Genomic DNA, 21,405 nt, shown 5'->3' with positions numbered 1-21,405 from the left:
ATGGATTTCTCGGCGGTGCGATGAACCGACCGGGTGGCCCGGGCGTGGTCACGGCGTGGTCCGGGCGAGGTCCGGCGAGTACGGCGAGGAGACGACGGGTCATGGGCAATCGCCCTACTGACTGGAACGCGATCGGCCTGAGCACCGATCCCACCCCGGGTGACCCCGTCCGGCTGCGCGCGCTGGTCATCTCGATGGGGGGCCTGGGCCGGGTCGCCCGCGAGATCGACGACGCGTTGGGCTCGGTCCTGGACAAGACCGGCCAGGGCGCCTTCGTCGGGCAGACCGCCGACGCGCTGCGGGACAAGATCAGCGGCCCGCTCCGGGAGTTCGTCACGAGCATCGCCGACGCGTTCGAGAACTCGGCCAAGGCGCTGAACGCGTACGTGGACGTGATGGAGACCCAACAGCGGGTCGCCGACACCGCGTTGTCCAACGGGCGGGGCCTGGCCCCGGAGGATCCGCGGCGCGCCGAATACGGAACGACCGCACGCACCGCGGGCACGACCCAGCGCACCCAGGCCGAGACCGCCGCGAAGGTGCTCAACAGCTCGGCGACCGGGATCAAGCAGCCGGTGACGAACTGCGACCTGTTCTGGGAGGCGTTCAACTGGCTGGCGATCATCCTGATCCTGCCGGCGCTGCTGTTGGGCGGCCCGCTCGCGCTGCTCGCGATCGGCATCAACCTGGTCCTGTTCGTCAAGACCGCGGTGGACGTCGCGCACGGCAAGGCCGGGCTGCTCGACCTGTTCCTGGCCGGCCTGGGGATAATCGCGCCGACCACCAAGGGCCTCAACCTGCTCAAGCTGTTCAAGGACGGCGCGAAGTTCCTCTGGAACGGCTTCAAGAGCTTCGGCAAGACCGCGTGGGGCGCCCTCAAGGGCACCTTCGGCGCGGGCGCGTTCCGCTCGTTCGCGTTCATCCCGGGCCTGAAGGACTTCGCCCGGCTCGCGGGCGGCTGGATCAAGTCGGGCGCCCTGTGGGTGGGGGCGGCGGCGCTGAAGTTGCCGTCCTGGGTCGGCTCCACGCTGGGCAAGGGCGGGCTGGCCGTGATCAACGGCTTCAAGGCGGTGCCCGCCCTGTTCCGCGGCATCCCCGGCGCGCTCAAGGGAGCCGCGGTCGGCACCTGGAAGTTCGCCAAGGACCAGCTGGGCGGCACCAAGTGGCTGCGGCTGATCCTGCCGGTGGACGCGGCCGAGATCAGCCGGTTCGGCCTCAAGCGCGCGTTGCAGCTCGGCTTCTACGAGCGCGGCGTGCTGGGCAAGTTCCGCTATGGCGCGCCGCTGATGGCCGCGGGCGGGCGCGGCCTGAGCCAGATCCCGACGCCGCCGCTGCACGGGGTGGGCGCGCTGCCCGAGATGCCGGTGGGCGATCTGGCCCGGATCCGGGCCGGCGACTGGTCCGGGTTCGGCGCGAACGAACTCCGGTTGAACGCCCTGGACCTGCCGACGACGAATCTGACCGTCACCTCCCCGGGCGGCCTGCACATCCCCACCTCCTTCGGCGAGGTGATGCAGTTCGCGCCGGACGCGGTGCGCCGGATGGACGCGCTCGTGGACATCGGCATGCGCGAGATGAAGCTGATGCAGATCGGCGACTGGGCCAAGCTGCCGACGCCCGCGATGGCCGGCAAGGTGGAGCACGTGGCGGGGGTCGGCTCGATCGGCCGGTTCACCCCGAACAACGCGCCGGCGACCGCGCTGCACGGGCTGCCCACGACCGGCGCGCTGCCGTCGGTCACCCACACCCCGAGCCTGACCTCGCTGTCCGCCCTGGACCTGGTGCAGACCGGTACCACCCACCGCCCGAACACCCCGAGTCTGCTCACCGGCGGCGGCCCGGGCGGCGGTACCGGCATCGGACACCCGAGCGGGACCAACCACGGCCTGAGCGCGCCGAGCCTGCCCACCTCCGGCCTGACCAACCACGGCCTGTCCGGCCCGGGTCTGCCCGGCCACGGCACCCCCGGCCCGCACGTCGAGCTGCGGCCGACCGAATTCGGCACGCCGGCGAGCCTGTCCGCGCCGTCCCCGACGGCCCTCGCGGGCGGCCCGCCGCCGGCCGCGCTGGTCCCGGACCATGCCGGGAGCGCGCTCAACCTGCTGGACCACGGCCCGAGGACGCCGCTGCGCCTCGACTCGCCCGCCGACGCGGGCGCGCTGCCCCCGGTCCCGCCGCCGCACGGCCCGGGCGGCGGCACCGAGCTGCGCCCCGGCACGCCGACCGCGAACCCGGTCGCCGTCGCGCCGACGCCCCCGCCGCCCGGCAGCGGCCTGGCCGGCCCGGCCAACCGGCTGTCCCCGACCCAGCTGGAACAGCTGTGGAAGCGCGACGCGGATCGAGTCGGCACGCTGTTCGGCACCGCCGACGATCCGCTGCGGGCGGGCCGGGTCGAGGCCTGGCGCGACCTGGCCTCGGCACGAAACGAACTGGGCCGGGCCCAGCAGGTATTGCACAACCTGGAGATCCACCCCGGCGGGTCCTCCAAGCCGTCCCCGTTCGAGCGCGACGCCCGGATCGCGGTGGACCACGCCTCGACCAAGGTGGAAACCGCGCTCACCCGGCTGGACCAACTGGGCGTGGACCCGGCCCGGATCGATCGCGGCTTGGCCCAGGCGCAGGCGGAGAGCCTGGTGGAGCGCCCGAGGCTGGTCGGGGGCAGCGGGCACGGTATGGGCGGCGGCGGGTCACACGCGCTGCCGACGACGCCGGTCGCCGGGAGCGTCCCGACGCCGACCGCGAACATCACCCCGCATGTCGGCCCCGGCTCGACCGGGCTCGACGGTGCGCCCATCCACACGACGGTGAACGACGGCTACCGGGTCACCGACCCCGCGACCGGGCATTCCATCCGGTACGGCAACGACGGCACCGTCGTCGACGAAGGCGTCGCGCTCCATTCGCCGGGTGCGCCCCGGTTCGTCGTCGACAACGGCACCGGCCCCGTCCTCACCGACGTACACGGCAACCCCGTCGCCGGCGTCGACGTCACCGTGGTGCGGGGCGGCTACCGGATCACCGACCCCGCCGCGGGCCAAAGCATCCGCTACCACACCAACGGGGCCGTCGCCGAGCAGGGCATCGCGCTCCGTGGCACCGGCGCGCCCCGCTTCGTGGTGCACAGCGACGCCCGGCCTCCGGGCCTGACCGACGCCCACGGCGGGGCGATCCCCGACCACACCCTCGCCACGATCGACAACGGCTACCGGGTCACCGATCCGGCCACCGGCCGGTCCATCCGGTACGGCGCCGACGGCCGCATCGTCGAGCACGGCACCGCGCTCGGCGGCGCCGGCGAGGCCCACTTCGTCGTCCCCGGCGACCACGGCCCCGTGCTGACCGATGTACACGGCAATCCGGTCGCCGGCGTCGACGTCACCCCGGTCAACGGCGGCGGCCACCGCATCACCGAACCGCTGAGCGGCCAGACCACCCGCTACCGCGGCAACGGCAGCATCGCCGAACACGGCATCGCCCTCGGCGGCCCCGGCGAAGCACACTTCGTAGTCTTCCGCGAAGGCCGCCCCCCGGTACTCACGGACATGCACGGCAAGCCCATCACCGGCGTCGACCTCACCCCCGTCAACGGCGGCGGCCACCGCATCACCGAACCACTCAGCGGCCACACCACCCGCTACCGCGGCAACGGCAGCATCGCCGAACACGGCATCGCCCTCGGCGGCCCCGGCGAAGCACACTTCGTAGTCTTCCGCGAAGGCCGCCCCCCGGTACTCACCGACGTACACGGCAAGCCCATCACCGGCGTCGACCTCACCCCCGTCAACGGCGGCGGCCACCGCATCACCGAACCACTCAGCGGCCACACCACCCGCTACCGCGGCAACGGCAGCATCGCCGAACACGGCATCGCCCTCGGCGGCCCCGGCGAAGCACACTTCGTAGTCTTCCGCGAAGGCCGCCCCCCGGTACTCACCGACATGCACGGCAAGCCCATCACCAACCACACCCTGACCGAGCTCGACAACGGCTACCGAGTCACCGACCCCGCCACCGGCCACTCCATCCGCTACGACGGCAACGGCGGCATGGTCGACCGGGGGTTGGCCCTGAACGAACTCGGCGAGCCCCGCTTCATCGTCGGCGGCGACACCGGCCACGTGCTCACCGACGCGCACGGCAATCCCGTCGCCGGCGTCGAGGTCACCCCCCTCACCGGCGGCGGCTACCGGGTCACCGAACCCATCGGCGGCCACAGCACCCGCTACACCGCGGACGGCTGGGTCGCCGAGCACGGCATCGCACTCGGCGGCCCCGGCGAACCCCGCTTCGTGGTCGGCGAGGGCACGCAGCGCGGCGTCACCGACATGCACGGCGCCCCGGCCGGCGACCGCACGCTGACCACCGTCGACAACGGCTTCCGAGTCACCGACCCCGCCACCGGCCACTCGGTCCGCTACGACACCACCAACGGCACGTTCGAACGCGGCACACTGCTCGGCGGCGAGGGCGAGGCGCACTTCGTCGTCGCCCGCGGCGACACCGATCACATCCTCACCGACGTGCACGGCACCCGCGTCACCGACGTCGAGGTCACCGCGCCTGCCGGCGGCGGCTTCCGGGTCACCGAACCCATCAGCGGCCACAGCACCCGCTACCTCGCCGACGGTTCGATCGCCGAACACGGCATCGCCGTCGGCGGTCCCGGCGAAGCCCGCTTCGTGGTCGGCGACGACGCCGGCCGTGTCCTCACCGACGTGCACGGCACCCGGGTCACCGACCGCAACCTCACCACCGTCGACAACGGCTTCCGCGTCACCGACCCCGCCACCGGTCACTCGGTCCGGTACGACACCACGACCGGCGCCTTCGAACGCGGCACCGCGCTGGGCGGTACCGGCCAGACCCGGTTCGTGGTGGGCGATACCCTCACCGACCTGCACGGCGCCCCGCTCCCCCCGGAGCAACAGCTCACCCGGCTCACGGATGCCGACGGCGCGCACACCGGCTACCGGGTCGAGGTCGTGCACCCGAACACCGCGCGCCACGGCGAGTTCCACGAGTTCCGGCTGGACGGAACGGTCACCCGCGAGGGCTTCAACGTGCTCGACGACGGTCGGCTGACCAAGCACCGGTACATCGTCGACCACACCACGCCGACGCCCACCTGGCGCCAGGAGTTCCGCCCCGGCCAGTCCCCCGGCAAGGGCTTCACCCCGAACGACTTCCAACACGGCACGGTGGACCTGCACGGCGCCGCCAACGGTCGGATCCAACTCAAGTCGAACACCCCCGGGAAGGCCGTCGTCTTCGAACGCCGACTGCTGCCGAACGGGAACACGCTCGACGCGTTCCGCCGTACCGACCTCAACGGCTTCGGCTCGTTCAGCCAACGCACCAAGTGGGTCGAGTGGGGCACGGACGGTGTCCCGGTCGACAAGGGTTCGCGCAAGTTCGACACGTCCGGCTTCGGCTACACGGACGTCAACGAGCATTTCATCACGGTGCGCGAATTCCGGGACACGCTCCAGAAGTTCGGCGGCAAGGCCGGACACACGCTGGGCGTCAAGGGCGCCGACGGCTGGACCTGGCATCGCTACGACGGCGCGGGCCAGGAACTGGCGAGCGGTCCGCGTACCCCGCACCGCGACGGCGGCTGGAGCGACCGGCACGGGCCGACGGCCGGCGAGCACGCCGGGGAAGTGGTCCAGAAGCAGTGGGGTCCGATGCACCGGACCGACCACGCCCGGCACTACCTCGAACACCCGCTGGACAACGCCGGCATCCGCAAGGAGTCCTGGGACGAGCATTCGCCGCAGGGCAAGGAGACCGGCAAGCACGAGGTCAAGCCGGACGGCTCGACGTTCACCACGAACCGGATCTCCGAGCAGCGTCCGCCCCAGTGGGCGCGCAAGTGGCTGAGCAACCACAGGGTCGAACCCACCGGCACCCACTCCTTCCTCGCCTCCGACACCCGCTACCAGGTGTTCACCTGGGAGAAGTCGGTCCTCGACGCGGACGGAAACCTGGTCCCGCACAGCAGCGGCATTCGGTTCGTCGGCGACGACGGCAGCTCGTTCGACATCCTGGCCGACGGCGGTTTCGCCCGCTCGCAGACCAAGTTGCCCAATGGTTCGACGCTCAAGGTCGGCGACTCGGTGACGCCGCACCCCTCGGCCCCGCCCGGGGCGACCGCGTGGAGCGAGGGCAACGTGGTCGGCTACCGGTTGGAGACCCCCAACAATGGGCCGGACGGGGCGATCTGGCAGGACCTGCGTCCGGTGGTGGGCGCGGACGGCACCACTCAATGGGCGGTGGTGCGCGAGGGCTTCCCGAACGGCAATGTCCGCCACTACACCACGCCGGCGCCGAGCGTTCCCGGAGCCACCGGCCACCACCCCGCCAACCCGCACAGCGACTGGGTCGAGTACGACGCCCACGGCTACGTGACCGGCCGCCGGGACACCTGGCTGCTCGACGACAACACCTCGGTCACGATCATCGCGCGCGGCGCCTCGACGGCGAAGACCTGGACGTGGGAGCGGGTCGACGCCAACGGTGTCGTGCAGGAGTCCGGCACGCGCGTGCTCTTCCGCGGTTCGGACGATCCCAACCTGCCGTTCGACGACTCGTTCCGGGACTTCGACGGCACCAAGAACCTGGTGCGCGAGCGACGCATGCTCGACGACGGCCGGTACGTCGATTCGTGGAGGGTGCCCGGCACCGACACCTGGACGTGGCAGAAGTACGACCGGGCCGGGCAGATCGTCCCGCAGGCGAACGACGGTGACCGGGTGCGGAGTTGGTGGAATCCGAAGGCGGACGACGGCGCCGGCGCGTGGCAGGCGACCCCGCTCGACGGCAAGAACCTGCTCTTCCGCGACACGGTGGTGCCCACCGCGGGCGCGACGTTGGTGATCCGCGAGACTCCACCGCACATCACCGGCGCACCGGCTCGGGTGCGGGAGTACGGACCGAACGAGGGCACTTCGGCGAACACCGCCACCTGGAAGGAGTTCGACCACGGCACCGTCGTCCGCACTCGGGCGGCCATGCGCACGCCCGAGGGGCGGCTCTACTTCCTGGAGACGGACGCGTGGCGCGGCCAGTGGCGGCGCTACGACGTGAACGGCCACCTGGTGGCTCGGCGCACCGAGGGCGGAGCGGTGATCATCAACGACTCGCTCAACCGGTGGCGGGTGATCGGCAGCGAGTACGACTTCCGCGGCCAGGTGACCGAAGTGCGCGGTTGGGTGCGGCGGATCCGTGAGGGTCAGCGAATGCCCTGGACCGACAGTCGGCTGGGCATCGACGTCACGGGGTTCCGCACCGCGCTGAACGGCCTGCCGAACATCCCGCCCACCGGCGCGATCCACCTGGCCGAAGCCGCCTATCAGCCCTACGCGTCGGTGATCGTGAAGAAGGCCGCGCTGGAGTTCGCCCAGGAGTTCGCCATCGAGTTCGCCGCGAACCTGGCCGTCAACGGCATCAACGCCGCGATCAACAACAAGGAGTTCACCGGCAAGGACGCGCTCAAGGCGTTCTCGAACGCGGCGGTGGGGGCCGGGATCAAGACCGGCGTGGGCACCTTCGTGCACGAGAACAAGTTCGCGTCCACCCGCTGGACCGGCGACACCAAGAGCGGCCTGGCCAACATCGACGGCGGCAAGCACTGGAGCCGGCGCCCCGGCAACCACGACAAGACCTGGGCCAACGAGTGGGCGGGCAACGAGACGCCGATCCGCTGGCGCAGCGGCACCTACGACTTCACCTTCAACACCGGCATCGGCGCGGTCACCGGCTGGGTCAACGGCAGCATGAACGCCGCGGTGTGGGGGATCACCGGCGCCGACGGCCTCAACCACAAGCTGACCGGCGTGGACGCGCTGTGGGACGGCGGCATCGCGGCGCTGTCCGGCGCGATCAGCAACGGCAGCGTCGCGATGGGCCGCAACCTCTTGTTGGGCGGCGGAGGCGGCCGGTTCTTCCACCGGCAGGGCCTGGCCGATTTCGGGCTCAACATCGCCTTCAAGATCGGCGAGAAGCTGTTCAACAGTTGGCTGTTGCCGCGTTTGCGCGGCCTGATCAATCCGTACTGGTACTAGAGAGGTGCGTAGCGCACAGGTGTCCAGCATCGATCATCGAGGCACCACGACCGGCCCGCCGAACGTCCGGGTCGCCGCCAAGGGCCGGGGCACGCACCGCCGGATCGCGGACGCCGTGCGGGCCGCCGCCCCCGGCGCGACCGTGCTGATCGCGGCCGGCCACTACACCGAATCGCTGGTCCTGGCACGGTCGGTGACGCTGCGTCCGGAACCGGGCGGCGGCGATGTGGTGCTGACCGCGACCGGCGAGGGTCCGGCGATCACCGTCGACGCGGCGGACTGCGCGGTGCGCGGGCTGACCGTGCACGGTACGGGCGCCGACGCGCCGGCGGTCAGCGTGGGTCCCGGCGCGGGCCTGATCCTGGCGGACTGCGCGGTCCTGGGCGGTCGGGTCGAGGTGCGCGGCGGCCCCGATCGGGTCGAGGACGAGGGCGTCGATCCGGACCTGGACGCGCCGCCGACGGCCGGCGGCACCAGCTCGGCGCTGCTGCTCACCGGCACGCGCGTGACCGGCGCGCGGCTCGCGGGCCTGCATGTGTCCGGGGACGCGCGGGCCCGGGTGGAGGACGTCGAGGTGAGCGCGATCGACGGCACCGGGATCGTGGTGTCGGGCAGCGCGCGGGTGGGCGTCTCGCGGCTGCGGCTGGAGGCCACGTCCGGCTCCGGGATCCGGCTCCGGGGGCGGGCGGTGCTGCGTTTGGCCGACTCGGTGCTGCACGGCTGCGGGCGGGTGGGGCTGCTCCTGGAGGACGCGGCCTCGGCCGCCGCGAGCGAGAGCCGGGTCAGCGCGCCGGGCGCGGCCGGCATCCGGCTCGGCGGCAGCGCCCGGGCGGAGCTGACGGACTGTCGGATCCTGGACGCCGCCGCGGCCGGCATCGTGCTCGACGGCACGGCCCGGGTGGTCGCCCAGGGCTGCGCGGTCCGGGGCTCGGCGACCAACGGCGTGCTGCTGACCGAGGGCGCGGGCGCCGATCTGACCGACTGTCGGATCCTCGACTCGGGCTTCGGCGCGATCCACGCGGCCGGCAGCTCGGTGCTCCGGCTCGCCGACTGCCGGGTGCGGGGCACGCCCGAACACGGCGTGCACACCGTGGACACCGCACGCGCCGAGCTCGTCGACTGCACGGTGTCCGGCGCGGCGATGACCGGCGTCGCGGTCGCCGGGCGCTCCTCGGCCGAACTGACCGGCTGCCTGGTGGCCGACACCGCGACCGGGATCGGGGTCGCCTCGCCGACCGGTTCGCTGGTCGCGGACTGCACGGTACGCGCCGCCGGGCGCACCGGCATCGAGATCGGCGGCGAGGGCGTCGCCGAGCTGACCGGCAACCGGGTCACCGGCGCGGGCGCGGCCGGCATCGTGCTCGACGAGGGGTCGCGGGCCGAGGTGGACGGCGGGTTCGTGGCGGACTGCGCGGGTTCGGGCCTGGTGGTGTGGACCGGCGCGCGGCCGACCGTGCGCGGGCTGCGGATCGAACGGCCCGGCAAGAACGGCCTGTACGTCGCCGAGCGGGCCGGCGGCACGTTCACCGCGTGCGACGTGGTCGGGGCCGGCTACGCCGCGCTGCACGTGGGCGGCGGCGCCGATCCGGTGTTCCGCGGCTGCCGGCTGCGCGACTGCACCGACGACCTGAGCACGGACCCGGAGGCCGCGCCGGTGTTCGACGACTGCGATCCCGCGCTCGGCGGACGGCCCGTGGCGCAGCCCGCCACGAGTGCGGCCCCGGTCCCCGATCGGGTCGCGCCGCCGGACGTACCCGAGGAGAGCCTGGCGGACCTGCTCGCCGAACTGGGCGAACTCGTGGGCCTGGAAGGGGTCAAGCGCGACGTCGCGTCGATGGCCAAGCTGATGCAGACGGTCCGGCTCCGGGTCGAGGCCGGGCTGCCCGCGCCGCCGCTGAGCCGGCACCTGGTCTTCGCGGGCAACCCGGGCACCGGCAAGACCACGGTGGCCCGGCTGTACGGCCGACTGCTCAAGGCACTCGGCCTGCTCGGTCACGGGCACCTGGTCGAGGTCGATCGCAGCGCGCTGGTCGGCGAGTACGTCGGGCACACCGGGCCCAAGACCGCCGCCGCGTTCAACCGGGCGATCGGCGGGGTGCTGTTCATCGACGAGGCGTACTCGCTGGCGCCGCTCGCGGGCGGCAACGACTTCGGCGCCGAGGCGGTGGCGACGCTGGTGAAGTTGATGGAGGACCACCGCGACGACGTCGTGGTGATCGCCGCCGGCTACCCGGGTGACATGGACCGCTTCGTCGCCTCCAACCCGGGGCTGGCATCGCGGTTCACCCGGACCCTGCTGTTCGAGGACTACGACGCCGAACAGCTCGTGGGGATCGTCGAGCACCACGCCGAGCAACACCGCTACGAACTGACCACCGCAGCCCGTACCGACCTGCTGGACCTGTTCGCCGGGATGACCCGGGGTGGCGGCTTCGGCAACGGCCGGCTGGCCCGGCAGGCGTTCCAGGAGATGACGGAACGTCAGGCCGGCCGGGTGGCCGAGCTGGACAACCCCGACGCCGCGCAACTGATCGCGCTGGAGGTCGCGGACCTGCCCGCGTCCCTGGCCGGCTCGACGACGTGACCGCTCGTTCCGCGCGCCGCCCCTCATTCCGCACTCCGTTCCTCCCGCGCACCCCTCCCTCCCCCGACCCCTGGAGTCCCCGTGTCCGCCGACGACCGTGACCACGACGGCAGTTCCGCCACCGGCCAGGCAGGCTTCGCCGAGACCTTCGCCCGCCGGCCCGCTCCGACCACCCGCGGCCCCATACCCGGTCTGCGGGTGTGGGGCACGATGGGCGGCGCCACGGCGCTGACCACCGGCGCCGTCCTGCTCCTGCCGCTGCTCGCGGCCCCCGCCGCGAACTCGCAGCCGCGGCGCGACGTCGCGCACGTCGCGGCGAACGCGGCGCTGCCGGGCGCGCCCACCGGCTGGGGTACGCCGGGCAGCACCGAGCCGCCTCCCGTCGAGGGCGTCCCGGTCACCGCGGACGGCACGCCCGTGCCGCAGGGCCAGCCGGGTGGGCCGCCGATCGGCGCCGTGCCGGGCGGCGGCGCGCCCTACCCCGGGAGCGGCGGGGGCGGCGGCGCGGGCGCCGCCGGTGGAGCCGGCGGGGTCGGGGCCGGTACGCCCGCAGGCGGCTCCACCAACACCGGCGGCGGGCCCGCCGCGGGTGGCGCCGGCGGCAGCGCGCCCGGCTCGGGCGGCACGACGTCCCCGACCCGCCCGGCGCAGCCGCCAAGCAGCACCGCGCCCGCCTCGAAGCCGCCCGTCGCGCCGGCCGCCGGACCCAAGCTCGTCTACAACGGCTACGGCGGTCTGGGCTGCGCCAACTCGGGCGCGTCGTTTCGCGTGCAGGGCGAGTACAGCGACGGCAAGGAGGGTTGGTACAAGGTCGGCAGCGGCGGCCTCGGCTCGACCGGGTGCGGCGACGACTTCTGGGCCATCCCGATGTCCGGCTCCGCGACCAAGGACGACTCGAGCGTCGCGGCGGTGTGGGCGTGGAACGTCGGCGCGGCCAAGAGCTGTTCGGTCCAGGTCCACGTGCCGGGCGGCTCCACCTGGCGCGACGCGGCGGGCAAGCCGGCGTTCTACCAGGTGCTCGACACCGACAGCGGCTCCGCCCCGGTCCGCCAGACCTTCACCGTCGACCAGACCGCCCACCGCGGCACCTGGATCCAGGGCGTGAGCCTGCCGGTCAACAACGGCAAGGTGGTCCTGCGCATGGTCAACCGCGGCCTCGACTGGGTGGGCACCACGAAGACCTACGCCCATCTCGGCGCCGGCCAGGCGCGGGTGCTCTGCTACGACCGCTGACCGACCGCGGGCGTCGGACGGGTCCCCGAACCCGGTCCCGCAGCGGGCGTCGGACCGGCCGTCCATGGCCGGTCCGACGCCCGCGTTCACCCCGCGAACTCGGCGTGACCGGCCGGCGGGAGCCGATCGCGGTCGCGGCGGGCCCCCGACACGTCGAACGACCCTTCCCGAGGCGGCCGTTCAGCGCGGGTACATCTTGACCACCTTGCCGTCCAGGTCGGCGCGCAGGTACGCCCCGCCGTAGGTGTCGCTCACGTACACCTTGAGCGACGGGATCCGGTCGATCAGCCCCAGGTCGACGATCACGTAGCGGCTCTTCGGGTTCTCGATGCCCAGGTCCTTGTCGGCCTTGGCGATCAGGGCCGGCAGCGCGTCCCAGTTGACCTTCGCCAGGTCGATCGTCTTGTCGTCGCGGTCGGTCCGCCCGGGACGCTCGTCCTTCTTGGTGACACCGTCTCGGTAGGAGAAATCACTGTAGAGGCGACGGTCGTTCTCGGTCGGCGCGGAGATCGAGGCGTACTTGTCGTAGATGGTGAAGTTCTTGACCTTCGTCCCCCCGATCACCGGCTTCGCCGACTCGATCACGCCGCGGATCGCGGCCGGCGTCAGCAGGTTCACCACCTCGGTGGCGACCCTGGAGGGCCGGGTCGGGTTCGGGGTCCGCTCGTCCGTGATCGCCTTCGGGTCCGGGGAGGTCGTCGTCCCCGAGCCCGTCGGGCCGCCCGAGGCGGACCGGCCATCCGACTTCGCGCCCGACTTCGCGCCCGAGTCCGAGTCCGAGTCCGTGTCGCGGAGGTTCGACACGAGGAGCACCGAGACCAGAACGCCGACCAGGGCCGTTCCGACGATCGAACCCCCGATGATCCTGGCGTTGCGGACCCGCTGCCGGTTCACCGGCTCGGGCATCGCCGGCGGGTTCGACGCGCCGTACCGCGGCCCGCTCTCGGCCCGCACACCGTGCGCCCGCTCGCCCGTCGGCGGCCGATCGTCCGGAACCGGCTCGAACCGGTCCGCGCCCGCCCACGCGGGTCCCGAATCCGCCGCCCGCCCGCCGCCGAGGTCCGCCGGCTGCCAGGCCAGGGCGTCCGCGACCGACAGCGCCGACGTCGTGTTGTGCGCGGCGGCGCCGGCCGCGGCCTCGGCCAGCATCCGATCCAACTCGACCGCGCCCGGCCGCGCCGCGGGGTCGCGAACGAGCAGCGCGTCCAGCACCGGAGCCAGCGCGCCGGCGCGCACCGGCGGCGGCATCGTCTCGGTGAGCACCGCGGCGAGCGTGGCCAGACTGGTCGCCCGGCGCAGCGGGTGCTGCCCCTCGACCGCCACGTACAGCATCATCCCGAGCGACCACAGGTCGGACGCGGCGTCGTCCTCCACGCCGCGGATCCGCTCCGGCGCGATGTACTCGGGCGATCCGATCAGGTCCCCCGTCGCGGTCAGACTCGTCGACTCGCGCAGCGCGGCGATGCCGAAGTCGGTCAGCACCGGGCTGCCGTCGGCGCGCAGCAGCACGTTCCCCGGCTTCACGTCGCGGTGGTGGATCCCCGCGGCGTGCGCGGCGCTCAGCGCGGACAGTACGCCGCGGCCGATCCGGGCGGCCTCGGCGGGCGTGATCGGCCCGTTCGCGAGCCGGTCGTGCAGCGAGCCGCCGGGGACCAGCTCCATCACCAGCCACGGGTGCGGAACCTCGGCGGCGTCCACGATGTGATGGATCGTCACCACATGCGGGTGATTCAGCCGGGCCAGCGACCTGGCCTCGCGCAAGACCCGCTCGCGCAGCATCCGCGCGGCCGTCGGATCGTCCTCCAACAGCGCCGGGTCCGGCGGCCGAACCTCCTTGAGCGCGACCTCGCGTTCCAGCGCGAGGTCGCGGGCACGCCAGACCAAGCCCATGCCGCCACCACCGAGCCGCTCCAGCAACTCGAAACGGCCATCGATCACGCGCTTGCCAGGTATACCCGCGTTCATGCGGCACACCCTACAAATGCGGACTCCCATCGAGCCGATCGACCACCGCATCGTGGGCAGATCCCTCACCGGAACCACCGAGTCACCCACACCGTCGCAAGCGGTACGCCGCGGCTTGGCCCGAAGCCTCGACGCGGTGTTCACGTGGGCGGTCGTTCTGCTCTTCCTCGGACTGGTCGCGATGGCGCTGCTGTTCCGCCCGCTGTCGCGCGCCGCGCATCCCGACCACGACGCCTGACCGGCCGACGACGTCCTGTCCTCGCCCCCGCACCCGCGCGCTCGGGTCCGGGGGCGACGCCGTGTCCGGACCCGGCCGCTCACCCGTCCCGTCCCATCCGGATTCCCACCCCACCCCACTCCTTATCGAAACGCTTGCGTTTCGCTCGGCAGGTCCCTAGTCTCATCGAAACGCTATCGTTTCGATAACCGAGGTGCGCATGCGGACCGAACCGCCCGGGATCACGAACACCGGGGCCCCGAACCGCCGTTCACGGCTGACCCCGGAACGCGAGGCCGAGATCTACGCCGCGACGCTCGATCTGCTGCGCAAGTCCGGCTACGCCGCGCTCACCATGGAGGCCATCGCCGCGCGCGCCCGAGCGAGCAAGGCGACCCTGTACCGCCAGTGGCAGACCAAACCGCGCCTGGTCGCGGCGGCACTGCGGCACACCAAGCCGCTGTCCCTGTTCGGTGTCGACACCGGCTCGCTGCGCGGCGACCTGCACGAGACCGCCCGCCGGGTCGCCCTCGGCGCGGCCCCGGAGACCGCGCTGCTCGCGAGCCTGGCGCACGCGATCCTCGCCGATCCCGAACTCGGCCTGGCCCTGCGCGAAACCGTCGTCGCCCCCGAGTCCGCCCACATGGACACGCTGATCGCGCGTGCCGTCGCCCGCGGCGAACTCCCCCCGGACAGCCCGGCGGCGGCCTTCCTGCCGCAGCTGATGGTCGGCGCGGTGACGGCCCGCCCGCTCGTCGAGGGCTGCGTGGTCGACGAGGACTACCTGTCCCGCTACGTCGACGCCGTCGTGCTCCCGGCGCTGCGCGCCCGCTGACCCCGGCCGCGCCGCCACCGGCCGGCCCCGCCCCCGACAGGAGCGACCCATGCCCCGGAGCACCACCGCCGCGACGATCACCACATCCCCGGACCCGACCGACCCACCCCGCGCGCCCCATCGCTGGTGGATCCTGGCCGTGATCGCGCTCGCGCAGGTCACCGTCGTTCTGGATGCCACCATCGTCAACATCGCATTACCCTCCGCCCAGCGGAACTTGGGCTTCTCCGACGGCAACCGCCAGTGGGTGGTGACCGCGTACGCGCTCGCGTTCGGCAGCCTGCTGTTGCTCGGTGGGCGGATCGCCGATCTCTTCGGCCGCCGAAACACCTTCCTGATCGGCCTGTTCGGCTTCGCGGTGGCCTCGGCCACGGGCGGCGCCGCGCCGAACTTCGAGGTCCTGGTCGCGGCCCGGGCCCTCCAGGGCGTGTTCGGCGCGCTGCTCGCGCCGGCCGCACTGTCGTTGCTGACCACGACGTTCACCGACCCGGCCGAACGCGACAAGGCGTTCGGCGTCTTCGGCGCGGTCGCGGGCGCGGGCGGCGGGGTCGGGCTGCTGCTCGGCGGCGTGCTGACCGAGCACCTCGACTGGCGCTGGTGCCTGTACGTCAACCTGATCCTGGCCGGCGCCGCGATCCTCGGCGGCCTGCTCCTGCTCGGCCGACACGAACGCTCCGCCGCACGCCCCCGCCTCGACCTCCCGGGCACGCTCGCCGTCTCGGCCGGACTCTTCGCCCTGGTCTACGGCTTCTCGCACGCCGAGAGCGACGGCTGGAGCGACCCGATCACCTACGGCTGTCTGATCGCCGGCATCGTCCTGCTAGCCGCGTTCGTCCGGATCCAGAGCGTCGTCGCCAACCCGCTGCTGCCGCTGCGCGTCGTGCTGGACCGCGACCGGGGCGCGTCGCTGCTGGGCATGCTGATCACCGGGGCCGGCATGTTCGGGGTGTTCCTGTTCCTCACCTACTACATGCAGCAGACCTTGCGCTACGACCCGGTCGAGACCGGATTGGCCTTCCTGCCCATGGTGTTCGGCATCATGGCCGCCGCCACGAGCGCGACCGTCCTCCTGGTCCCCCGCTTCGGCCCCAAGCCGATCGTGCCCGGCGGCATGGCCCTGGCCGCCCTCGGCCTGCTCCTGCTCACCCGCCTCGACCTGGACAGCGCGTACGCGACCGACCTGATGCCCGGCCTGATCCTGTTCGGCGCCGGCGCGGGCCTGATCATCGCGCCCTGCATGAGCGCGGCGACCCTCGGCGTCCGCGCCGACGACGCGGGCGTGGCCTCCGCGGCCGTCAACACCGTCCAGCAGGTGGGCGGTTCGATCGGCGTCGCCCTGCTGAGCACCCTGTCCGCGACCGCCGGGTCGAACTACCTGGCCGACCGCCAACCGACCCCCGACGCCCTCGCCCAGGCGGCCCTGAGGAGCTACGCCACGTCCTACCGGTGGTCCGCCGCCTTCTTCGCCGTCGGCCTCGTCGCCACCGCCCTCCTCTTCCGCCCGGGCGCCCGCACCCCCGACCCCACCGCACCGCCGACCGTCCACGCGTGACAGCGCCTTCGGCCCGGACACGCGCCCCCGAGGGCGACCCCCGCCGGCGCCGGGGGCGCGGCGTCGATCCGCGTTCGCCCGCTTCGATCCGCGTCGATCCCCCGCGCGCCCCCGTGACCCCCCGCGATTCCGTCGACCCCATGCGGACCGTAGGCGAGTAGGCACTGTCGGTTATTTCGATCATCATTTCTTGCTAGGGTCGGCAACCAGGTGATCGCCCCCTTTGGGGCATGAGCCCCGATTCGCGCGTCCGCCGGATGTGGACCGCTTCCGGCGGGCGCGGGTCGCGCCGGGACGACGAGGGCCAGGGGGCGTCGATGGGGATATCGGTCGAGGGATGGGGTCGGGTCGCCGGGTTGTTGCCGCGGCGGTCGGATCTGGACGCGATGCGGCGGGCGCCGGGGCGGGATCTGCTCGCCGGACTCACCGTCGCGGTCGTCGCGTTGCCGCTCGCGTTGGCGTTCGGGGTCGCGTCCGGGGTGGGGGCGCAGGCCGGCCTGGTGACGGCGGTGGTCGCGGGGGCGCTGGCGGCCGTGTTCGGCGGGTCGAACCTCCAGGTCTCCGGGCCGACCGGGGCGATGACGGTGGTCCTGGTGCCGGTGGTCCAGCGACACGGCACCGACGGTGTGCTGATGGTCGGCCTGCTGGCCGGGGCGCTGCTGGTCGTGGTCGCGGTGCTGCGGATGGGCCGGGCCGCCAAGTATCTGCCGATCCCCGTGATCGAGGGATTCACCGCCGGGATCGCGGTCGTGATCGCGTTGCAGCAGGTGCCGTCGGCGTTGGGCGCGGCCGGCGAGGGCGAGAAGGTGTGGCAGGTGGCCGCGCACGCCGTCGCGCGCTTCGTCGCGCACCCCGACGCGGACGCGCCCGCGTTGGCGCTCGGCGTGGCCGCGGTGCTGTTGGTGGGCGCCCGGTGGCGGCCCGGCGTACCGTTCTCGCTGCTCGCGGTGGCAGGCGCGACCGTGCTCGCGGAGGTGCTGCCCACCCTCGACGTCGCCCGGATCGGCGCGCTGCCGAGCGGTCTGCCCGCGCCGTCGTTGGGCTTCTTCGACGCCTCGGCGCTGCTCGTGCTGCTGCCGTCGGCGCTGGCCGTGGCCGCGCTCGCGGCGCTCGAATCGCTGCTGTGCGCGAGCGTGGCCGACGGCATGACGACCGGGCAGCGGCACGACCCCGACCGCGAGCTCTTCGGTCAGGGCCTGGCCAACCTGGCCACCCCGCTGTTCGGCGGCGTGCCCGCGACCGCGGCGATCGCGCGGACCGCGGTGAACGTACGGGCGGGGGCGGGCTCGCGGCTCGCGGCGTTCACGCACGCCCTGGTCCTCGCGGCGATCGTCTTCAGCGCGGCGGGCCTGGTGTCGCGGATCCCGCTGCCGGCGCTCGCGGGCGTGCTGCTCGCGACCTGCGTACGGATGGTCCAACTCTCCGCGCTGACCGCGCTCGCGCGTTCGACCCGGGCGGACGCCGCCGTGCTCGTGGTGACGTTCGTGGTGACCGTCGCGGTGGACCTGGTCACCGCCGTGGTGATCGGCATCGGCCTCGCGGTCGTGCTGGCACTGCGTCAGGTGACCCGGTCGGCCCGGCTCGAATCGGTACCGCACGCCGCCGAGCACATCGCGGTGCTCCGGCTCGACGGGCCGCTGTTCTTCCCGGCCGCCCACCGGCTGTTGACCGACCTGACCGATCTGGCCACGCTCGGCGAGCTGTCCGCCGTGGCGGACGTGCAGGTGGTCGTGCTGCGGATGTCGCGGGTGACCGCGATCGACGCGACCGGAGCCGGGGTGCTGGGCGAGGCGATCACGGAGCTGGAGACGCGCGGTATCACCGTGCTGCTCTCGGGTGTCAAGCCGGAGCACGACCAGGTGTTGGACGCGCTCGGGATCGCCGAGCACCTGCGCCGCGACCACGCGGTCTTCCCCGACACGCGCGGCGCGATCGCCCACGCGCGCACCCTCGTCCACGGCGAGCGGCCCGACCCGGCGCAGCATTGAGCGCGTCGGGCCCGCCGGCATCCGCTCGGCGCCGCTCGTGGTCCGGCACTACATTCGCTCGGCGCCACTTCGCGCTCGGCGCCACCTCTCGCCTGGCGCTACTTCTCGCCCAGGTAGTGGAACGCGAGCCAGAACACGCCGCCGATGATGTGCGTCACGAACAGGAAGAAGCAGAGCCAGATCAGGATGCCCTTCTCGGTCTGCTTCTGGGTCTCCCGGGGCCGCTGGGGTACAGGTGCCGCCGTGGGCGGAACCGGCTCCGGGTCTGGCTCGGTCATCACATTCCTCGGGCTGGACGGGGCTGGGCAGGGCTGGGCGGGCGGACGTACCGCCACGGTAACCGCTCAGCCCCGCCGACCCGCGAGCACATCGAGCAGACGCCCGATCCGGTTGCTGATGATCATGTCCACACCCATGTCGGCGAGCCGCGCCATCACCCGCGGCGAGTCCACCGTCCACGCGCTCACGCCGTACCCGTCCGCGTGGCAGCGCTCGACCAGGGCCGCGTCGTACGCGCGCCAGCGCAGGTTGATGTACTCCGGGCGGATCTCGCGCAGCACCGCCTCCGGGGGCAGCTCGCGAAACGCGCCGGCGCTGAGCCCGATGTGCGCGTCCGGGGCGTGTTCGCGCACCGCGCGCATCGCGGCCGGGCCGCCGACGTACAGGATCTGCTCGCCCACCGCGTGCCGCGCGACCGCCTCGACCGCGGGGCCGGCGATCTCGACCTCGCCGAAGTCGACCATCAGCCGGCCCTTGGTGTCCCACGCGAGTTCGAGCGCCTCGTCGAAGCTCGGTACGCGGTACTTCCCGCGCCCGCCTATCTCCTTGACCTGAGCCAACGTCAGGTTCCGTACGTGGGCGTTGCGCCACCACAGCCGGCGCAGCGTCGCGTCGTGCAGGAGTACGAGGTGCCCGTCGCGGGTGACCTCCAGGTCGATCTCGACCAGGTCCGCACCCTGTTCGAGCGCGCTCGCCAGCGACGGCAGGGTGTTCTCCCGAAGACGCCGGGGATCGCCTCGGTGGGCCACGGCCAGTGTCACGACAACCCTCTCGCTCGGGAACCGGCGCGGACACGGTACACGGCCCCACGCCGGCCCGGACCCTCCCGCACCGCCGCCGCCGTTCGGGCGGCGCGCGGCGCGGTCGGGCGCTCGGTCGGGCGCTACTTGAGCGGTGCCGTGAGCGGGGCGTCGTCGGTACGCCGGAGCAGGCAGTCCAACGCTCGGTCCTTCTGGTTCAGCCAGCTGTCCGGAGTCGGCCGGAACATCTGCTGCGTGAACTCGATGCCCTCGTTGCGGTCGAGCGCGGGCGTGCTCAGTTCGGTGCACTTCTTCAGGACGTCGTCGCGGAAGGTGAGGGTCGTCGGCGACATCGTTTCCGGCAGGGTGAACTCCCCCACGACCTGGGCCCGGTGCGGGACCGTGCACGGCACCTTGTCGATCTCGTCGCCGTTCTGGTTGATGCAGTCACCGGTGACCAGGGTGATCATCTTGATCGTCTTCAGCGACGACGCCGCCGACGGCGTCCCCGCACCGGGGGCCTGGGCCGTGGACGGGCTCGTCGGCGGGCCCGACGCCGGGTCGGCGGACCCGGTGCTCGCGCCGGGCGTAGTGACGGTGCCCGACGCCTTGGGCTCCTTGTCCTCGCCCAGGCAGCCGGTCAACAGCATCGTGCCTGACCCAGGAGCAACTCCTGGCGGCGCTGCCCGGCACGGCCGGCATGACCACGGGCCGCTTCGTCGAGCCCGCCGAGATCGCGAGCGCGGTCGCCTACCTGGCCTCCCCGCTCGCGGGCAGCGTCACCGGCACGGACCACATCGTGGACGGCGGCGCGATCAAGACGGTGTGACCCGCGCCGCTGAAACCCAACCGGTCCACGGCGCCCGCGAGTTGCCGAAGGTGGGCCGGATCCACCGGGCACCGGCCGGCTCCCACGGGCAGGGGCCCTCGCGTGGGTCTGCCACGAGCCGATGCTCAGCACGACCGTGCCGCGGACGACCGTGCCGCCCTTGAGGTGACGAAGGCCCGCCCCGTGCTTCCCGCCGGGCCTTGGCGGGAAGCACGGGGCGGGCCCGTGGGGTGGTCGGGGCGGTCAGGCCGCGACGACGAGCGTGTCGCGGGCGAAGACGCGGGTCCGAGTGACGCCGACCGTCGCCTTGGGGGCGGTCGCGGCCTTGGGACCGGCGAAGACCGCCAGGCGCAGGAACGCGAACCGGGCGAGACCGGCCACGCCGGAGGCGGCGAGGTAGGTGCCCTGCTCGACCATGATGCTCGGCGCGGCCTGGACCGCGTGCAGGCCGAGCATGGCCGCCGTGGTGAACAGGTAGGCGACCACCGCCGAGCCACCGGCCTGGGTGTGCGCCTTGAGGCCGGCGCGTCCGGCGCGGAAGGCGAAGCGGCTGTGCAGCTCGGTCGCGAGCAGGGTGCCGGCGACGGTCACGATCGCGTTCGCGGCGGCGATCGACAGGTGCCCCGAGAGGGCGACGAGCGCGCCGCTGGAGGCCAGCCCGGTACCTCCGCCGAAGACCACGAAGCGGGCGAAGGAGGCGACCGTGCCGGGAGTCGTCGACTGGGTGGTGACCTGCTCTGCGACCCGGCTGCGGTTGTTCACGTGACTCTCCTTGGCCCCCTGCGGACCCTGCCGGTCCGTCTGGTTCAAACCTAGAGATCCGGCAACCCATTCCCCATGGGGCCCACTTCCCTCTCTGGGTAGGGCTGGCCCCACCCCCGGTGGTGGGGGCGACTCCTTGGCCCTGTCGACCACGGGTGGCACGAGAGGCCCACCCCAAAGGGATGAGTCAGCCGAAATCCGGCGGTGAAATCGTTGAATCAGCGGCCTCGACCACCCTCACGACGTCGCGTTCGACCCTCCTGTCTGCTCCGTCACACCACACATCACGTATCACCACGATCACACATGGTGACTCTCTGGTACTAATGAACATACAGTCTCTATTCCATTAGAATCT

Annotated in this window: 13 protein-coding genes; 8 read left to right on the top strand and 5 right to left on the bottom strand. The window is 72.9% G+C overall.

All coding sequences use genetic code 11. The features are described from left to right. Positions 1–101 precede the first annotated feature (101 nt). The 3 genes from OG928_RS28310 (at position 102) to OG928_RS28300 (ending at position 11,880) form a co-directional block, all read left to right on the top strand. Positions 102–8,063, top strand: a complete 7,962-nt coding sequence (locus tag OG928_RS28310) for a hypothetical protein (protein ID WP_406288836.1) — start codon at positions 102–104, stop codon at positions 8,061–8,063. A gap of 19 nt (positions 8,064–8,082) precedes the next feature. After that, a complete protein-coding gene (locus tag OG928_RS28305; RefSeq protein ID WP_406288834.1) occupies positions 8,083–10,647 on the top strand; it encodes a right-handed parallel beta-helix repeat-containing protein in 2,565 nt (854 codons plus the stop codon). 81 nt (positions 10,648–10,728) lie between these two features. Beyond that, positions 10,729–11,880 carry a hypothetical protein gene (locus OG928_RS28300; RefSeq protein WP_406288832.1) on the top strand — a complete coding sequence of 384 codons (1,152 nt, stop codon included), beginning with the start codon at positions 10,729–10,731 and terminating at the stop codon, positions 11,878–11,880. A gap of 180 nt (positions 11,881–12,060) precedes the next feature. Here the strand turns inward: OG928_RS28300 and OG928_RS28295 are convergent, their stop codons facing one another. Next, positions 12,061–13,845, bottom strand: coding sequence for a serine/threonine-protein kinase (locus OG928_RS28295; RefSeq protein WP_406288829.1), 1,785 nt, complete (start codon positions 13,843–13,845; stop codon positions 12,061–12,063). A gap of 16 nt (positions 13,846–13,861) precedes the next feature. Between OG928_RS28295 and OG928_RS28290 the strand changes: the two genes are divergently transcribed. The 4 genes from OG928_RS28290 (at position 13,862) to OG928_RS28275 (ending at position 18,437) form a co-directional block, all read left to right on the top strand. Then, a complete protein-coding gene (locus tag OG928_RS28290; protein ID WP_406288827.1) occupies positions 13,862–14,083 on the top strand; it encodes a hypothetical protein in 222 nt (73 codons plus the stop codon). 199 nt (positions 14,084–14,282) lie between these two features. Further along, the gene (locus tag OG928_RS28285) at positions 14,283–14,897 is read left to right on the top strand and encodes a TetR/AcrR family transcriptional regulator (RefSeq protein WP_406288825.1); all 615 of its coding nucleotides are present in this window, start codon (positions 14,283–14,285) and stop codon (positions 14,895–14,897) included. A gap of 49 nt (positions 14,898–14,946) precedes the next feature. Beyond that, positions 14,947–16,449 (top strand): MFS transporter, encoded by a 1,503-nt coding sequence (locus OG928_RS28280; protein WP_406288824.1) that lies wholly within the window; start codon positions 14,947–14,949, stop codon positions 16,447–16,449. Positions 16,450–16,766: 317 nt separating this feature from the next. Then, the gene (locus OG928_RS28275) at positions 16,767–18,437 is read left to right on the top strand and encodes a SulP family inorganic anion transporter (RefSeq protein ID WP_406291274.1); all 1,671 of its coding nucleotides are present in this window, start codon (positions 16,767–16,769) and stop codon (positions 18,435–18,437) included. A gap of 98 nt (positions 18,438–18,535) precedes the next feature. On the opposite strand, the gene OG928_RS28270 is transcribed toward OG928_RS28275, so the two are convergent. The 3 genes from OG928_RS28270 to OG928_RS28260 all read right to left on the bottom strand — a co-directional run bounded on the left by OG928_RS28270 (position 18,536) and on the right by OG928_RS28260 (position 20,106). Further along, positions 18,536–18,715 (bottom strand): hypothetical protein, encoded by a 180-nt coding sequence (locus OG928_RS28270; protein WP_406288822.1) that lies wholly within the window; start codon positions 18,713–18,715, stop codon positions 18,536–18,538. Between the two features lie 66 nt (positions 18,716–18,781). Beyond that, on the bottom strand, positions 18,782–19,477 hold the full coding sequence (locus tag OG928_RS28265) for a glycerophosphodiester phosphodiesterase (protein WP_406288820.1): 696 nt from the start codon (positions 19,475–19,477) through the stop codon (positions 18,782–18,784). Between the two features lie 122 nt (positions 19,478–19,599). Further along, positions 19,600–20,106, bottom strand: a complete 507-nt coding sequence (locus tag OG928_RS28260) for a hypothetical protein (RefSeq protein WP_406288818.1) — start codon at positions 20,104–20,106, stop codon at positions 19,600–19,602. A 50-nt stretch (positions 20,107–20,156) separates the two neighbouring features. On the opposite strand from OG928_RS28260, the gene OG928_RS28255 reads away from it, so the two are divergent. Continuing rightward, complete coding sequence (locus tag OG928_RS28255; RefSeq protein WP_406288817.1) at positions 20,157–20,285, top strand: SDR family oxidoreductase; 129 nt, start codon at positions 20,157–20,159, stop codon at positions 20,283–20,285. A 243-nt stretch (positions 20,286–20,528) separates the two neighbouring features. Here the strand turns inward: OG928_RS28255 and OG928_RS28250 are convergent, their stop codons facing one another. Next, complete coding sequence (locus tag OG928_RS28250; protein WP_406288816.1) at positions 20,529–21,047, bottom strand: hypothetical protein; 519 nt, start codon at positions 21,045–21,047, stop codon at positions 20,529–20,531. Positions 21,048–21,405 lie beyond the last annotated feature (358 nt).

The sequence above is a fragment of the Embleya sp. NBC_00896 genome (assembly GCF_045207785.1).
GTDB lineage: Bacteria > Actinomycetota > Actinomycetes > Streptomycetales > Streptomycetaceae > Embleya.
Note: the sequence above shows the minus strand (reverse complement) of the source record. Positions and strands in the feature narration are given on the sequence as shown.

Excerpts from the sequence above, each read along its gene's own strand:
- OG928_RS28310 (WP_406288836.1), top strand. The coding sequence starts at position 102 with ATGGGCAATCGCCCTACTGACTGGAACGCGATCGGCCTGAGCACCGAT.
- OG928_RS28295 (WP_406288829.1), bottom strand. The coding sequence starts at position 13,845 with ATGAACGCGGGTATACCTGGCAAGCGCGTGATCGATGGCCGTTTCGAG.
- OG928_RS28290 (WP_406288827.1), top strand. The coding sequence starts at position 13,862 with ATGCGGACTCCCATCGAGCCGATCGACCACCGCATCGTGGGCAGATCC.
- OG928_RS28285 (WP_406288825.1), top strand. The coding sequence starts at position 14,283 with ATGCGGACCGAACCGCCCGGGATCACGAACACCGGGGCCCCGAACCGC.
- OG928_RS28280 (WP_406288824.1), top strand. The coding sequence starts at position 14,947 with ATGCCCCGGAGCACCACCGCCGCGACGATCACCACATCCCCGGACCCG.
- OG928_RS28275 (WP_406291274.1), top strand. The coding sequence starts at position 16,767 with ATGGGGATATCGGTCGAGGGATGGGGTCGGGTCGCCGGGTTGTTGCCG.
- OG928_RS28270 (WP_406288822.1), bottom strand. The coding sequence starts at position 18,715 with ATGACCGAGCCAGACCCGGAGCCGGTTCCGCCCACGGCGGCACCTGTA.
- OG928_RS28260 (WP_406288818.1), bottom strand. The coding sequence starts at position 20,106 with ATGCTGTTGACCGGCTGCCTGGGCGAGGACAAGGAGCCCAAGGCGTCG.
- OG928_RS28255 (WP_406288817.1), top strand. The coding sequence starts at position 20,157 with ATGACCACGGGCCGCTTCGTCGAGCCCGCCGAGATCGCGAGCGCGGTC.